Source organism: Lunatibacter salilacus (assembly GCF_009797935.1).
Taxonomy (GTDB): domain Bacteria; phylum Bacteroidota; class Bacteroidia; order Cytophagales; family Cyclobacteriaceae; genus Lunatibacter; species Lunatibacter salilacus.
In genome coordinates this window covers 37964-54119 of the sequence record NZ_VOLC01000008.1, presented here as the reverse complement: position 1 = coordinate 54119, position 16156 = coordinate 37964, and the positions used below count along the sequence as shown (strand labels likewise).

Genomic DNA, 16156 nt, shown 5'->3' with positions numbered 1-16156 from the left:
TATTTTCACATTGAGATTTAAATTTTATCCTATTTCACGATAGCCAAATTTATTTACCAACTGAAGACAGTCTTTCCAAGGCAATATGGCTTCCGATGCAGTGCTATCCATAATGCTACTGGCAGCAACGGAGACCCCAAGCTTTAAACTGTCTTTCATTTCCCAACCCTCATGAACCCCGACCAAAACCCCTGCTGCAAAAGCATCTCCTGCACCCACTGTCCCTTTGACCAGATGAGTGGGCAAATCCACGCCGGGATGAAGGATCTGTGCCCCGGTTTTGTCCACTGCCAATGCGCCTTTGGGAAAATGGATGATCACCCAGCTCAGCACTCCCATTTTCAATATCCTGTCTGCCGCCTGGTAGGCATTTAAAACTAGAACCTCCCCTTCCTGATCCAGTAACCGAATTCCTGTAAGTTTATACGCTTCCAATTCATTGATAAAAAGGTAATCAATATACGGCAGGGAAGGGGGTATGACCTGATGATACCGGTCGGATTGCTCGCTTACAATATCTGAGGAAGTAATCATACCAGCCTCCTTCGCCTTTTTCAGAACCTTGGCAGCACCGGAAAACCCATCGGGATGGATCATATCCAAATGATCCAACAAAAGCAGATAGCCCAAGTGAAAGATCTTTGCCTGGGAAACCGGAAAATCAAAATCCTTTTCCTCCAACAAAGCATTTGCTCCCCTGAAATGAAAAAAGGTGCGTTTTCCTGATGCACATACCGTCATCACATCGGTGTAGGAGGTACCAATCCCGGGCAGAGTTTTCATCTGTCTCGTTGCGATCCCCATTTGCAAACATTGAAGCAGTATTTCCCCTCCAATGTCGTCATCTCCCAAGACACCCACACCTTCCAGTGGTATGGAAAAACCCATTTTCCAAATCGCTTTCAGTACATTAAATGGCGCACCTCCGTTGCCTGATTTCTGGGCAGTAATATTGGCCAGTGCATTTTCATCCGGATAGACATCAATCATTTTAATAAAATCCAGAATCCAATTTCCACCCGCCAATATACCTGTTCTTTCTTTTTCTGCCGATATATCTGTCGTCCTGCTCAAACCTACCGGGGTTTAAAATGAAGTTGATTTTTCATCCAAGTTGTTTTAAGGTATTTCAATAACCGTTTTTGTTACATGAGACTTTAAGGCAGCAGCAAATAACTTATGACTTAACACCGCTTCTTCAGGGGTAACACAACCAAATCTTTCTCCCAAAAACCCATCTCTTTCCGCGAAATAGGCAGCCAACATCTGCATAAAGCAATCCGCAAAACCAGGCTCAAATATCCCTCCGGTAATTGTGGGAAAGGCTACCTGGAAACCCAAGTCCAACCTTTGCCAAACCTGTTCTTTCTCCCTTTTGAAGGTCCATAAAGCTTTGGTATCCTTTGTATTGTATCTCACTCCACCTTCTGTCCCCAATACCTCAATGTACCAGGAATTGGTTTCCCCTGGGGCAAGGCGTTTCATTTCCAACAGCATTGGCACATCTTCGTCTTCGATGGAGAGTGTGGAAGAGAGATGGGCATTGTTCCAAGTATCACATTCACTCCATCCGCCTTTTCCATCCGGCCTAGAGGTTACTATTTTCTGAAGTTGGGCATATACCCTTTTAGGTACCCAGCCCATCCTCAGCGGAATATGCATCACGTGCATTCCCAGATCGCCCATCACCCCAATCTCACCACAAAACTCGGATTGTCTTTTCCAGTTAATCGGTTTGAGTGGGTCCATATCACTGGAATGGCAAAACCCCGCCCTAACTTCGATGATTTTACCAAGCCTTCCGGATAAAATTTCCTTAATGACTCTTTGCCCACCAGGAAGAAAGGGCATTTCAGAACTGCACCTAACAAAACAACTAGATTGGTCAATTTTCTCCTTAATGGCGTTAGCAGCTTCCAAATCAATTCCGAAGGGCTTCTCAGCAAACAAATCTTTACCTGAGGCAATTACATCCAAATAGTACTGTTGGTGCAGGTGATGGGGAAGCGCAACATAAATCACATCCAGATCCGGAGCGTCAAGCAATTTCTTATAATCAGTAGTCAATAATCCGATGGAAGGAATCTGCTTATACCAATTTAGAGTATCTTCATTAATATCACAAACCGCTTTCAATTCCACCTTCAAAGGGTAGTCATTCAATGCAAACCATCTTCCAAATGCGCTTGCTACCTCTTTCCCCATTAAGCCCCCACCAATTATTCCAACGCTAACTGTTTTCATTCTAACGATTGGATTTTAACAAACCAATGACATCTTCCGGCTTAGCATCATTGTGTACAATAGCCATTAGTGCCCTGGTCATTCCTCCAGGATTGGCATGTTGGACCACATTTCTGCCATACACAATTCCTTTAGCTCCCTGCTTCATCAATCGGTAGGTCCTGTCCAAAATCTCATCATCACTTGCCCGGCCACCGCCTCTCACCAAAACTGGAATGTCTCCTGCCACTTCAATCACTTTATGGTATTCTTCCACATCATCTGTGGGATCAGCTTTGATCAAATCCGCACCCAATTCTGCAGCCTGCCTTACCATGGGGGTAATCAACTTGATATTGCCATCCACCATATAGCCACCAGCTTTTTCATTTGGCTGAAACACTAAGGGCTCTATCATTAAAGGCATCCCGTAATAATCACACATTGGTTTTAATTTCAAAATGTTCTGAATACAATGATCAGTGACTTCCGGTGCCCCTGGTATATTGAATAAATTGACTACCACACATGCCGCATCCAGTCGGATGGCCTGTAATACTGGCTCTTCTATCATCCTGCTATACAACACCTTTTGTAATTCAAGGCCGTAAACATTGGCAACATCTGTCCTTAACACCAGGGCCGGCTTCCTTTTACCCGGAACAGATTGTAAATGCCGGGCCTGTCCAACTGTCAATTGTATGGCATCCGGATCGGCATCAATCAATACCTTTACGGATTGTGAAATATTCTCTATCCCGCTCAAAAAGGTAAATTCACTGAAAAACCCATGATCGATGGCTACATCAAAACATTTTCCTGATTTTTCATTAAAAAGTCTGTTAATTCTACTTAGTTTCATGTTATTATGATTTATTTATTAATACTGATTGAATTATAATTTAAATCGGTTCAGTGTATCCTGGATATGGATTGGCTTTCCACCTTTTCTTTTACTCTCATCGGCTGCCTCCATAAACGCATAAATTTCAATTGTTTCCCTTGCTTCAACCGGCAAATTACCCGTCAAAAAAAACTGATCAATGGCGGCTACCAATTTATTATAGCCTTCAAATTTTCCAATTGGCTGAATTCCTTCTTCACCAAAAACAGTCCCTCCAAAACCATTTTTACCTTTTCGGATTCCTCTGAAGCTGCCAAGCCGATCTCCCGACCATTCCCCAACCAACAGATCTGTTTCATTGCTCCAGATTCTGGACACCGTTTTGCAACCAGTTCCCATCACACTGAAAAGAGATTCTACCCCATGGATTCCATCCCAGAACAAATCGGTATGGTCTTTTTGAAGTGGTGCAGGGCCATACGTGTGTGCCCCCAATACTGTCCCCACCACTTTCCCATCCTTGAAGTTTTGGTTTTGGGGGCCATAACGCAGGGCAGAAGAAGTGAAAATCTTCACCCCGTAATTGTCAGCTGCGTGGAAAATCCGAAGCACATTTTGCAGATTTTCCGCCAACGGCTTATCGATATAGACTGGTTTTCCTGCTTCTAGTACAGGAACGAGCTGATCCAAGTGAGGACGGCCGTCATTGGTCAATAACATGACAGCATCTACACCCTCAAGGACTTCGGCTATGGAATTCACAGTATATACACCTTTATCGCGGATCCTTTCGGAGAAATTGCGGAGCTGTTCTTCAGAGAATTCGACATCCTCATTACCTTTAGGGTGGTGAATTGCCACTACCTTGCTATGAAAGCCTTCTGATTGGGCATTCGCAGCATTTAGAACCTCAGTAAAGTCCGCACTGTGAACCGAAAGACCAATAATACCTACCCTAATTATTGGTTTGACCATATGCTGTTTTGTTTTGCTTTTGTTGAATGAATTTAAGCTAAACTTGGTGGTAACTGATAGTTATGGAAGCACCTTCATGATACCCCTCATCACCGGAGCATGTCCGGGAAAGGTGCATACAAATTCATAATTTCCAGGTTTTCCAGGGGCATTGAATTTTAAGGTTTCACTTGTCTTTCCGGCCAACATTTTAGAAGCCACTAAAATTTTGGGACTTTCTGGAATATACTGCTTGGTCGGTCCTTCTTCACCCAATGCTATAGCCAAACTTGCAATTTCATCTGCCGATCCTGGTTCAACAATAAGGAGGTTATGTTCCATTAAATCGGTATTGTCCAGGGTCAGTTCCACCTTTTGGTTGGCTTTTACGGTAAATTCAGATACATCAAATGCCATTTGGGCAGCTTCAATGGACAATATCGCCACAGGCTCATTTTGGAGCTCCAATACCCGTTTTCCAGAGGCATTTTGGGCTGGGGCCGCATGGGATGGAGATCCAACATGGGCATGGGTTTCCTCATTTACTGTAGAATCAGAATTGTCCCAAAATTTTTCATAGAAGGTCCGAAACTGCATGCCGGAAATTTCAGAGGACGAACCACCAATCTGGTGGGAATTTCTGTCACTCCAAAACCAGGCAACCTTCTGTGCTGCTATCCGGGCCTTTTCCTCCGGAGACTTCAGAACCAGGGTAAGCAAATCCCTATTGACCACATTATGCTGCTGATGCAGCCATAAAATTTCCAACATGGGAAGGGCATCCTCTATATTTTGGGGATCAAGTGATTCTGCATATTTTTTGGCTTTCGAAATCACCTCATCCGTTTCCCTTCCGCTCAACTCCACTCTGACACTGTGTCGGATACCATCCACAGGGCTACGAAACAATTCCAGTAGCTTTTCAATCGGTTCACCAAATATGGATACCGGTTTTTGAAGTGCTCTGTTTTTGGCAGTAATCCGGTATATCCTACCATGGGATTGGTCCCGGTTAATATCCCTGAGGTTATAGGGGGAATGGGTAATTACGGGATTGTGCCAATCTCCAAAATACAGGGCACCATCGGGACCTATTACCCCATCTGAAGGGCGGAAATTGGGATCCCCTGTATACCCTGGAGGCAGAGTCCTAGGTGTTGCCTCAGATGAAGGACGGAAGGTGGGATCATTTCCTGTATAAACAAGGTCTCCGACCTCCCTGCCTTCTACCACGCCCAACTCTTTGTATTCCAATTGATAGCGCTTTATTCCCTGAAAACCGATCGCATTATAGATCAGGAAATTATTCTGGTACTTGTCCGGAAAATGTTCGCTAGACAAAATCTGGTTGGAGGTTAGTGGTCTGACTGTTTGTTCGAACAATGGCCTTTTGTCAAATTCATTGGTATCTGAAGATGCGGTAACCGTCCTTTTATAGTAAACCTGGAAAGCTCTTCCGCTGGTGCCATCTGTAATGAGCGGGTTACCCCATTTGTCAATACTAATTCCATGTGGATTGGGTGTATTTTCTACCATGAAAGAAAAATCAAATGTCCGTGGGTTAAAACGATAAAGTCCCGGTGTCCCAGATTCCTCACTTCTGCGGTAAGGGGTTTCCACATTTTCAAGTATAAAAATCCCTCTCTGGTAATAAATATTACCATCCGGGGCATAAATGAGGTTATTGGCTGTATGGTGGGTGTCATCTGAGCCCAATCCACCAAAAATCCGCTCTTTATAATCTGCCACTCCATCACCATCCGTATCCTTAAGGAACCATACATCCGGAGCAGAAATGACAATAACTCCCCCATTCCAGAATTCGAATCCGGTAGGATGCGGAACATAGGCAAAAGTGGTGACCTTATCTGCCTTCCCATCCCCATCTTCATCGCTTAGATATACTAACCTATCGTTCATAGGTTTTCCAGGCTCCCATTTTGGGTAAGTGGACCAAGATGCTACCCATATGTTCCCCTTGGTATCCACTTGCAGGGCAACCGGATTGATGATTTCCGGAAACTGCTCCTCGGAAGCATAGAGATTTATTGAAAGATCATCAGGATAAGTCATTCTATCAATGGCTTCCTCAGGATCTACATACTTTATATCCCTTACTATATGGGTGCCTACTATTAGGGGTTCAGGCATGTTACTGTCATCTACTTCCAAATCTTCCCCCTTGGCCCTTGCCCATATTTTTTCATCCCTATTGGCCACCATGACATCCAGCATCTTTAGTTCTCTCTGGAGGGTTTCATAATTCCCGTCTTGCACCGAGCGTGTCCCCCAAACATCATTACCGCTGATGGCACGGTAGCGGTGAAACCAGTAAAGGTTTTTCTCCTTTACGGAGGAGCGGATGGAATCGATTTCTACCTCATCCCTGTTCAAAGTCTTCCCCAGCAGGGATTCCGCAATGTATCTCCCCACTTCCCTGTTGCCCAATTCATTTAAATGTATTCCATTGATGGTCAAGGGTTCCTCCGTCGCATTATACATGTCCTTAGTTGCATTGAACAAATCAACAAAAACCACCTCTTTTTCCGTTGCAACCTCTGCCATGGCTTGGGTATAAGCGGCTAATCTGGGATTGTTTTCCGATCCGTCAGGAAGATTGTGGGTTTCCAGGTCCTCATGGGCTATAGGTGAGAATAACACTATTTTAGGTACATTAACCCCATCATATTTCTGAGTACGTACGTGATCTATCCACTTTGATAGCTGATTTTTAAACTCTTCCGGTTTGTTGTTAAAGGATTCGTTGTAGCCAAAAAAGGAAAATATAACATTGGCTTGGACATTGGACAAATGACTATCGCTATCCCCAAAGCCTTCATGGGACCGAGGCCTGTAATGCACTTGGTCTCCTGAATAGCCCAAATTTCTGAAAACCAGCTTATGGTTGGGATTAGTTGCCTGAAAATAGGTTTCCAACCAGCCATCATGCTGGAATCTTTCGGCAAGGGAATTGCCGACAATGGCAATTCTATCTCCCTCACCAAAAGAAAAATCAGGCCCTTTGGAACATGCTCCCAAATAAATCAGGCTAACCAGGAGGAATACTGCCTGGACCCATTTAATGGAGTTTATGGAATCGGTCATTAATCTCATTTATAATTTTATTTAAATCAATTTCATATTTCCTTTATACACTATTAGGAACTCCTAATGCATTTCAACAGAACAGGTACCAAGTCCCGGGGCATAAAAATTAAATTGTACATTGGGATGGTCTGCCAAAACGGACATTGGCACTGAGGTATCCGGAATGTTATTGGAAATCATATAGGTAGTCAGGCGTTGACCAAATGGGTTATCATGAGCCCCCGCATGCCAAATAGAGACTTTTTCCGTCTCCCATGTTTCTTTGGGACCGACCGTCACTGCCTGGGTAGGGATCAAAGGCACATTACCCCCGCAATGTAACCTGGAATTTTGTTGGATGGTTATGGGATGCAGGTCCAAAACCCTGGTCGGAAGTTTTTTGTACTCCTCCACGGTTTGGGGGTTGTCTTTATAGGCTCCCTCCCGCTTGGGAGGCTCGTTAAATGCCCAGTGTTTTACGTCTCCCTGTCCTCCCTGCATGATGAGACATTTGGCCAGCTTCCAGCTTTCCGTGAATTTTGTAGTATCATATTGCGGAAAATGGATGTTCTCCTCCGGCATTGCCAAGGACTTATCTATCCTGTTGTAACACAGATCCCTAAAAGCTTTTTTAAAGGAAAGTGAATGGTCAGCCGATACTTCCTTCCCGTCCACAACCCATTCATCCATACTCCAAAAATGGGCATGCTTCAGTGAAATACCCAGCTCATTTACAATCCTCGCCACCAATGGCAATTGTTCCGTCGGGCCGATGGGACCACAGATTCCAACCGGATTATCCGCTGTGGCTTTTTTCCAGACAGTGATGTATTCCAGTGCCTCAGCCAGGTAAAACTCCTCGATCGTATCAAAGAAGACTACTTTAAAACCCGGCCTGGAAAGCTGGATCATATCTTGGGGTGTCATACTGGCAATTTGATCTGTTATTTTACTTCCAAGATCCAGCGTGGTATAATCCCACCAGTCAGGAGCAATCGAACTTCTTTTTCTCATTTCTTTATAAATTTTAATGACTGAATTTAAATTTTAGATCCTTTAATCCCAATGCTATTAATACTTGGCCAATACACTTTTCCCAAACCTTTTAGTGGATCAAAACCAGGCTCAGAAAACCCAAAATGGGTTCGTCTTCTCCAACCCTCCGCATGGAAAAAACCCTCGGACATTCTTCCTGTTTTCATGGAAAAATCCTCCATGGCCGCTATATATGAATCCATTTTCTGGCTGTCCTCCAACCAGTTTTTTTGACTTTTGTGGGCATTTAAAGCCTCCCTTTTGATAGCATGCACCGATTCAGTGTCTATGAAAATTTCAGGTTTTACTGTTTGGCCCAATGGATCCATAAGCCCATGTGGTAGGGCATGATATACTGCGCAATTATAATTTGTAACAGCTGGAAAAGGAGCTTTAAAATTGGGCACTCCCCTTACAAAAGCAGCGGTAACAGCCAATCGACAAGCATTCATATGATCTTCCATGTAATCCAAGGGAGAATGGGTCAGAACTATACTAGGTTTTACCTTACGGATTATTCCCGACAATATCTTAAGAGCTTCTAACTCATAGAATATTTCAAAATCATTACATATCGGAGGATGAAACTCCGCCCCTAAAATTTGGGCAGAATTTTGCGCCTCCACCAATCTTATCCGGGCAGTGGTAATGGAGTCATTTTCCGTGCTACCACAGTTTCCGGTAGAAAGGTTCATATAATGTATTTCATATCCGGCATTTTTTAACAATACCAATGTACCAGCCATCATAAATTCAATGTCATCAGGATGTGCAGCAATTGCCATAGCTATTTTATCCATGCATTTAAAGCTTTACACTTTTTCCTGTTGATGCAGATTTGTCAGCAGCAAAAATTATTTCATGGGTTTTCATTGCCTCTTTCAATCCTGTCAAGGGCATTTCGGTACCATTTTGAATGGACTCAAAGAAAGTTTCAAACTGCAACTGATACGGATGGTCTGCCACATCTCCTGAGTCCAGCATTTTCATGGACAGTTCACTCCACCTAGTCTTATCGGATTTTAATTTGTTGGAGTGGAATTTATTATCCAGAATGGATCCCTCACTCCCAAAAAGATGGGTATGAAAATAATAGGGTTGAAGACAATCCACACTAGCTGCACATTTGGCAATTTTCCCGCTTTTAAATTTTAGGATCGTTACGCTAGTAGTAGTATACTCATAAGGCTTGAATATCTCGCTTTTGGTTTTGGTGTCGTAGCTGGTAACTTCCTCAACATCTGACCCCATAAACAACAGCAAAGCATCCAGTGCATGGCAACCCGCAGTAAGCAGGGAACTTCCTCCTCCTGTTTTCTTGGCGTTCCATTCAAACTGTCCATACCAGGGTCCAATTCCGTGGAGATAATCTATTTCACCATAATGTAGGTCACCGATCAGTCCTTGGTCCACTACTTCTTTTGTAGAAATAAATTGGTTAGAATACCTACATTCAAAACAAATACAGAATTTGACATTGGCCTCCTTTACAGCCTTTTCTATTTCTAGGCAATCCTCCCAGGACAATGCCATTGGTTTTTCCAATATGATGTGTTTGCCAGCCTTCGCCGCAGCTAGGGCATGTTCGGTATGTTGATAAGTAAAACTGCAAATGGAGACAGCATCTATACTGCTATCCTTCAACATCTCATCCAAGTCAGTATAGGATTTTATTTCAGTTCCCCACGTTTTACTTAATTCTGCATCATCCTGCTTTCTGGAGGAATAAATCGCAGAAACCTGTGCACCCTCACCTGAATTGATGGCTTTGATGTGCGCGGTGGCTACCCAGCCGTATCCAATAATCCCAACATTCAATTTTTTCATAATCTTTAATATATAGTTAAAAGTTCAATGGTTTTATTTGTATGCTCTCTGTAATGTTTTTTCCAAACTGATTTTCTTCCCGTCCTTTTCCTTACTTTCCTGGGCAGCCTGCATAAAAGCATAAATCTCCAAGGTTTCCTCTACCGGCACCGGTGATTTGTTTTGAAGGAAAAAATCCACGATTTTCACTACCAATAGCCGGTAACCTGTAAAAGTGCCCAAGCTTACAATTTCATTTTCCGTAAAAACCGTACCGCCAAAATCCCGCTTCCCCTTTCTGATCCCTCTGAAAACCCCTACCCTGTCGTCTTTCCAATACCCGATCACTAGGTCTTCTGTATCGTTATGTTTCACTTGCTGCACTTCCTTACATCCTGGGCCCATCACAGTATAGAGTAGCTCTACGCCATGGATCCCATACCAGAAAAGGTCTGTATGGCTTGGCTCCAAAGCAGCAGGACTGAAAGTGTGGGCACTTAATACTTGGGAGGGCTGAATGCGCTGCGCAGTTTCCAAGTACCTCAAACCCGAAGACGAAAAGATAGGAACCCCATATTCTTCGGCAGTTCTGTAAATTTCTATTACTCCTTTCAGATCGGCTGCAACAGGCTTGTCAACAAATACAGGCTTGCCCGCTTTCAAGGCCGGAAGTACTTCCTCCATATGCGGTCTACCGTCATTAGTTTCTATCATCACAACGTCCACTAGATCAATCAGTTCTTCCATGGAACCCACAACTTTAACCCCCATTTCCAAAATTTCCTTTTGAAAGCCCTCAAGCTGTTCTTGGGTAAAATCCACATCTGGATTACCGGGTGGGTGGTATAAAGCGGCCATTCTGCATCCGCTCAAATCGCTCTTTTTGTTGGGATCGTTCAATATCCGGGAAAAGGCTGCGCTGTGGACGGATAAGCCAACAAGTCCAACTTTAAGGTCATCGGGAGGAATGTTTTTGGCAATGGTAAATGCTGACTGCCCCAATAAACCCAGTCCAAAGCCTCCAAAGGTCAGGTTTTTGACAAAATCTCTTCTTACTAACTTGTTGTTATCTGCCACTTGAATTGATTGATTTTTAAGCTTATGACTTTTCAAACGGTTTTAGTTTAAGAGGGGGAGTGTAATGCGAATCCTGTTTTTTGAAACAAAACCGATGTTCCTCCTCCCCAATGTTTCATAATTTACACTAAGCGTATCCTGTTCAATAGCCGGGATTCTGCTCCAGGGACGGATTGAGATCAATTTCGGACAAGGGTATTGGGATCAGGGCCATATCCTCGGTTACAGATCCTGTTTTATTTATTACTTTGTAATGACCCCGGAATCGCCCAGTTGTCTCCACCGTATAATCTGAATAATTATCCGCATCATCGGTTAGCTTCATTCCGTAGAATTGTCTGTTCATTACTTCCATAAATATTCCCCACCTCCGGATATCCATGTACCTGATGATTCTTTCTATACAGAATTCCACCCTCCGTTCCCGCCGCAGGATTTCAGTAAGCTGGGCCGGATCCGTTTCTGTAACTGGAGGCATTCCCACCTCCTGTCTTCCTCTCACCTGGTTGATGGTTTGGTCAAGGAGCTCTTGGGTAATATTATCTCCATTCTCGATTTTCGATTCCAAATAGCTTAGAAGAACTTCCGCATAGCGTACCAGAATGTTGTCATCACCGGAACTTCCGAAATCACCTGCAAAATCCTCGGTCACATATTTTTTCCAACCATAACCTGTTGCCCCGGGTAAAGCAGCGATGTTATCGCCTGTCCTATCGGGGTGGGCCAAAAACAACCGACCCCTGAATTCCGTATATTCCGGCAGAAAAACACTCGCATAAAGCCTTGGATCGCGGTTGTCAAAAGGATTTTGGGGATCATATAAGGGGGACTCTTCAATAGGAAGTCCATCCGTCATTAAAAAAGCATCCACCATTCCCTGAAAGGGATTGACCTCTGAATATCCCCCATAGAATTCCGGGTGGTGGTTTCTCTGATTATGGGTATTTCCATACAGGCCTGCAATCATATTGGTAGCAAGGATAATCTCACTGCTGGTTTCCCCTTCCTCCTCAAAAATTGCCTTGTACCTAGGGTCAATTTGATGTGCATCTAGTCCAATAATTTCCTCATAGGTACTTACTGCCTCAGACCATCTATTATGGATCATTAACAATCTCCCTTTTATGGCCAATGGAGCAGCTTTTACAATCCTGCCCCTTTCACTGGCCGGCCTGGTGGCAGGAAGGTCCTGAGCAGCCGCCGTGAGTTCCTGAATGGAATATTCAACAATCTCGGAAAGGGAATTACGTGTTTGGGAATTGGCTTCCTCGATGGTTAGCACACTTGTTATTAAAGGTACCCCACCGTAAAGGATGGACATGTAAAAATATTCGTAAGCCCGTAAAAATTTGGCCTCAGCTATCCATTGTGCCTTAAGTCCTGAATCCATTTCCACCCTGTCAATGTTCTCAAGAAAGTAGTTGACTTTGAAAATAGTCCTGTACGCCCGTTGCCAAATGGCCAATACCACCTGGGTATCAGCCGCCCTGAGGTAGCCACTATAAATATTCCCAACGGCACCGAACTTATAACTGGAATCATCCGTCGCACTGGACAAGATCAGCAGTTCGTTGGTATAAGCGTTTATACCCACATTGCTGCCATTGTAAATTCCAGTCAAGGCCAGTAAACCATCACTTTCACTGTTCCAAAAGGATCCCTCGGACAATTGGACCAAGGGCTGCTCATCCAGCCAGTCCTGACAACCAGTCTGTCCCAACAAAATCAGGATGGACAGAACACCAATTAAACTTAATTTTCTATATGTCTTCATAATCATCTTCTGTTTTAGAACCTTACATTTACCCCTGCCACATAGGACCGGACAAGTGGATAAAACCAATCTGCTCCACCAGTCTGCATTTCCGGATCCCAACCTTTATAAAATTTGGTGATGGTGAAAAGGTTTTCACCGGTTAGATAGAAACGTACATTGTCCAGGAACGAATCTCCAATTAACCCCCTTGGCAAAGTGTAGCCGATCTGAGCATTTTTCAATCTCAGAAAAGTGGCATCCCTGTTCCAGAAGTCCACTGGGTTAGAATTATAAAATCCAGCAGCAGTGGCAATGATGGTTGGATAAAGGGCATTGGGATCAGGGTTTTCCGGGGTCCATCGGTTTTCGTACATGTCTCTTTGAACATTGCTGTTGTTTTCCAGCGGGAAGAAGAATTGACCGAGTGTCACAAAAGCATTCCTTCCGCCTTCTCCCTGCACCATCACGTTGAAATCAAAATTCCTGAATGCACCGTTCAGTGTTAATGCATAAGTAGTAATGGGTAGAGGTTGGCCGATAACCGTCCGGTCATAGGTGGCATTCACCACTCCGTCAGGTACCCCATTGGGTCCACTGATATCTACATACTTGATCCCTCCGGGGATTGCCAGATTATTAAATGGCTGGGTGGCATAGTTTAGGATCTCTTCCTCATTTACAAACAAACCATCACTCGCAAAACCATATCTGCTCCCGATAGGATGGCCCACAAATAAGCCTCTGGGTATATCTCTATCCAGATTGGCCAGTTCCAATACCTGGTTCCTTACTACTGAAAAAATTGCGGATACGCCGTATGTAAATTCTCCTATGGAATTCCTGTAGCTCAGGTCAAAATCCCAGCCCTTATTCTCCACCTTTGCTGCATTGGATTCAGAGGGAGTTGCCCCCAATAAGGTGGAAACAGATACCGGATAAAGAATATCATCCGTGGTCTTTACAAAATATTCTGCAGAAAACGCCAATCTGTTTTCCAATAGGGATAAATCGATCCCTATATTGGTCATCGTGGTGGTTTCCCAGGTAATTTGCCTATTGGCGATTCTCGTAACCGCTCCACCCGCCATCAGAACATCTCCAAATGGGTAATTCTGCCCAAGGGTAATAAGGTCCTGGTAAGGATAGTTGGCAACAGATTGGTTACCCAGTTTTCCCCAGGAACCACGGATTTTCAAGTCAGATACCCAAGGAAGGGCGTTCTGAAAAAATCCCTCTTGGGATACCCTCCATCCTGCAGAAAAAGAAGGAAATAAACCCCATCTTCTGTCTTCTGGAAATCTCGAGGAACCATCATACCGGAAATTGGCCTCTAACAAATATTTATCCTGGAAGCCATAGTTTAACCTTCCAAAATAGGAGGAAAGGGTATTTCTCGCCGCTCCACCGGAATTGGTTGCCCGTACAGTTGCCCCTGCATCCAGTTCATAAATCTCATTGTTAGGGAATTCATCCCTGAATCCACCCAAATATTTAGAACCGAAAGCCTGAGCCGACCTACCCAATAAAACCTGTATGGAATGATTGTCCAATGTTTTATTGTATTCCAGAAAGGATTGCAGCGTCAGGGCTGTACTCTGGTTCCAGGCGGACCTTAGGCTGTTTCTTTGGATAGCATAGGAGGAAGTAATGGGATACTTGGCAATAAACGTTTTGGATTCTGCCAAATTTTGAGTGTAGCCTGCCTGCCCTGTAATCTTCAAATCATCTGTAATTTGCCAAATCAGACTGCCGTTGCTATAGATGCTGGTGAGTTCCCCGCTTACGAATGATTGGCTATTTAAATCCGCTTCTGGATGAAGGGTTTCGTTTCTCCCATAAAGTCCATCTTCTGTAAATCCGGGAATGGCATTGGCATTTCTCATGGCGCCTGCAATGATATTACCTATACCGCCATTTCCATATGGAGCTGATGGCTCATTGGTGCTATTTTTATTTCCTGCCAATTTGACACTTACACTTAACCTATCGCTCAACTTGCTGTCCAGATTCAACCGTAAATTAATCCGGTCAGCATTGTTTTTTTTGATGATGCCCTGTTGATCATAGTAACCAAGAGAGAACATGTATTGGGTTTCGGCGGTACCGCCACTGACAGATAGGTCATGTTTGGTTTCCACACCGCTTCCGGATCCAAACAAATATCCGATATGGTCGAAATTGGGGTATGCTGGATCATTTCCTGATCGGAACAACTCGATTTCCTCATCCGTATACCTTCGCTGTTGGCCTAGGTTCCGGTTATTTTCGTTCACGGCTAGCCCATACTCCCAAGAATTCAACATCTCGGGAATCATTGTGGGTGACTGGGTGCTTACATAAGCATTGTATCTAAATACAGGTGTACCTGATCTGCCTTTTTTGGTTTCAATCAAGATGACCCCATTGGCAGCTTTGGATCCAAAAATAGCCGCTGATGCAGCATCCTTAAGGACGGAAACACTTTCAATATCATTTGGGTCCACATCATCCAATGAAGCCTCTATCATATCCACAAGCACCAGTGGGGCGTTTCCGGCCGAGCTAAACGTACCCTGACCCCTTATTAATAAGGAGGCACTGTTTTTTCCGGGATTACCTGAGCCTTGTCGCACAGAGATACCACTCATTTGGCCCTGCAATGCCATAGAAGATTTGGGTACAGTTCTCTTCTCTAAAGCTTCGCTGCCTACCGAAGCAACGGACCCGGTTAAATTTACCCTTTTTCTGGTACCATATCCAACTACAACGACCTCCTCCAGACCTAACAGGTCCTCGGATAGAATGATATCGATTACGGTCCGTTCATTCACTTCGATTTCCTGTGGAACATATCCTATGGATGAAAATACCAAAATATTTTCCCCAGGTGGTATGTCAATGGCATAATTACCTTCAACATCGGAAACTGTACCAATTGAAGTACCTTTGACCAAGACACTGACACCGGGTATTCCCTGGCTATCCGTTGAAGAAATAATTTTTCCGGTTACATTGATAAATAAGGGCTTATCCCTTTCTATTTCTAATAATGACTCGGAAACCTCTATAGGTGGAGTTTCCGGCACCTTACCGTTTGCAAAGCCAGATACTGGCATTAATAATGGAGTTATAATAACGAGGCAAGAATACCGTATTATTCCATTAAGTAGTTTGTAAAAGGATTTTTTCATATTATTGTTGTTGTGGATGAGAAATGATTCTAATATCATTTTTACTTCTATCATATACAGATTTAGGACCTGTTGGGTAGAAACTTCGCTAAAAGCCGGGGATAACTGGAATTATCCCCGGCATTTTTGTCTGTTTGACGTTCATTTTAATTGATTTTCTTTTTCATAATTGACCCATCTTGGGGTTGGTGGTTAATTAATTAT

General features: G+C 43.7%; 11 protein-coding genes. All 11 read right to left on the bottom strand.

All coding sequences use genetic code 11. The features are described from left to right. Positions 1–24 precede the first annotated feature (24 nt). Positions 25–1074 (bottom strand): carbohydrate kinase family protein, encoded by a 1050-nt coding sequence (locus FQ608_RS12295; RefSeq protein WP_158858537.1) that lies wholly within the window; start codon positions 1072–1074, stop codon positions 25–27. A 45-nt stretch (positions 1075–1119) separates the two neighbouring features. Continuing rightward, positions 1120–2244: a Gfo/Idh/MocA family protein gene (locus tag FQ608_RS12290; protein WP_158858536.1), complete on the bottom strand. Its 1125-nt coding sequence runs from the start codon at positions 2242–2244 to the stop codon at positions 1120–1122. A 1-nt stretch (position 2245) separates the two neighbouring features. Beyond that, a complete protein-coding gene (locus FQ608_RS12285) occupies positions 2246–3085 on the bottom strand; it encodes a class I fructose-bisphosphate aldolase (protein WP_158858535.1) in 840 nt (279 codons plus the stop codon). 33 nt (positions 3086–3118) lie between these two features. Next, on the bottom strand, positions 3119–4042 hold the full coding sequence (locus tag FQ608_RS12280; RefSeq protein ID WP_158858534.1) for a Gfo/Idh/MocA family protein: 924 nt from the start codon (positions 4040–4042) through the stop codon (positions 3119–3121). A gap of 60 nt (positions 4043–4102) precedes the next feature. Further along, a complete protein-coding gene (locus tag FQ608_RS12275; RefSeq protein WP_158858533.1) occupies positions 4103–7126 on the bottom strand; it encodes a PVC-type heme-binding CxxCH protein in 3024 nt (1007 codons plus the stop codon). Positions 7127–7189: 63 nt separating this feature from the next. Beyond that, complete coding sequence (locus FQ608_RS12270; RefSeq protein ID WP_158858532.1) at positions 7190–8122, bottom strand: sugar phosphate isomerase family; 933 nt, start codon at positions 8120–8122, stop codon at positions 7190–7192. A 26-nt stretch (positions 8123–8148) separates the two neighbouring features. Continuing rightward, positions 8149–8943: a PIG-L deacetylase family protein gene (locus FQ608_RS12265; protein WP_158858531.1), complete on the bottom strand. Its 795-nt coding sequence runs from the start codon at positions 8941–8943 to the stop codon at positions 8149–8151. A gap of 4 nt (positions 8944–8947) precedes the next feature. Continuing rightward, entirely contained in the window at positions 8948–9970 is a 1023-nt protein-coding gene (locus tag FQ608_RS12260; protein ID WP_158858530.1) for a Gfo/Idh/MocA family protein, read from the bottom strand. 33 nt (positions 9971–10003) lie between these two features. Next, the gene (locus tag FQ608_RS12255) at positions 10004–11062 is read right to left on the bottom strand and encodes a Gfo/Idh/MocA family protein (protein ID WP_158858529.1); all 1059 of its coding nucleotides are present in this window, start codon (positions 11060–11062) and stop codon (positions 10004–10006) included. A 106-nt stretch (positions 11063–11168) separates the two neighbouring features. Beyond that, the gene (locus FQ608_RS12250) at positions 11169–12800 is read right to left on the bottom strand and encodes a RagB/SusD family nutrient uptake outer membrane protein (RefSeq protein ID WP_158858528.1); all 1632 of its coding nucleotides are present in this window, start codon (positions 12798–12800) and stop codon (positions 11169–11171) included. Between the two features lie 14 nt (positions 12801–12814). Next, positions 12815–15877, bottom strand: coding sequence for a SusC/RagA family TonB-linked outer membrane protein (locus FQ608_RS12245; RefSeq protein WP_158858527.1), 3063 nt, complete (start codon positions 15875–15877; stop codon positions 12815–12817). Between the last annotated feature and the right edge of the window lie 279 nt (positions 15878–16156).

Excerpts from the sequence above, each read along its gene's own strand:
- FQ608_RS12290 (WP_158858536.1), bottom strand. The coding sequence starts at position 2,244 with ATGAAAACAGTTAGCGTTGGAATAATTGGTGGGGGCTTAATGGGGAAA.
- FQ608_RS12285 (WP_158858535.1), bottom strand. The coding sequence starts at position 3,085 with ATGAAACTAAGTAGAATTAACAGACTTTTTAATGAAAAATCAGGAAAA.
- FQ608_RS12280 (WP_158858534.1), bottom strand. The coding sequence starts at position 4,042 with ATGGTCAAACCAATAATTAGGGTAGGTATTATTGGTCTTTCGGTTCAC.
- FQ608_RS12275 (WP_158858533.1), bottom strand. The coding sequence starts at position 7,126 with ATGACCGATTCCATAAACTCCATTAAATGGGTCCAGGCAGTATTCCTC.
- FQ608_RS12270 (WP_158858532.1), bottom strand. The coding sequence starts at position 8,122 with ATGAGAAAAAGAAGTTCGATTGCTCCTGACTGGTGGGATTATACCACG.
- FQ608_RS12265 (WP_158858531.1), bottom strand. The coding sequence starts at position 8,943 with ATGGATAAAATAGCTATGGCAATTGCTGCACATCCTGATGACATTGAA.
- FQ608_RS12260 (WP_158858530.1), bottom strand. The coding sequence starts at position 9,970 with ATGAAAAAATTGAATGTTGGGATTATTGGATACGGCTGGGTAGCCACC.
- FQ608_RS12250 (WP_158858528.1), bottom strand. The coding sequence starts at position 12,800 with ATGAAGACATATAGAAAATTAAGTTTAATTGGTGTTCTGTCCATCCTG.
- FQ608_RS12245 (WP_158858527.1), bottom strand. The coding sequence starts at position 15,877 with ATGCCAGTATCTGGCTTTGCAAACGGTAAGGTGCCGGAAACTCCACCT.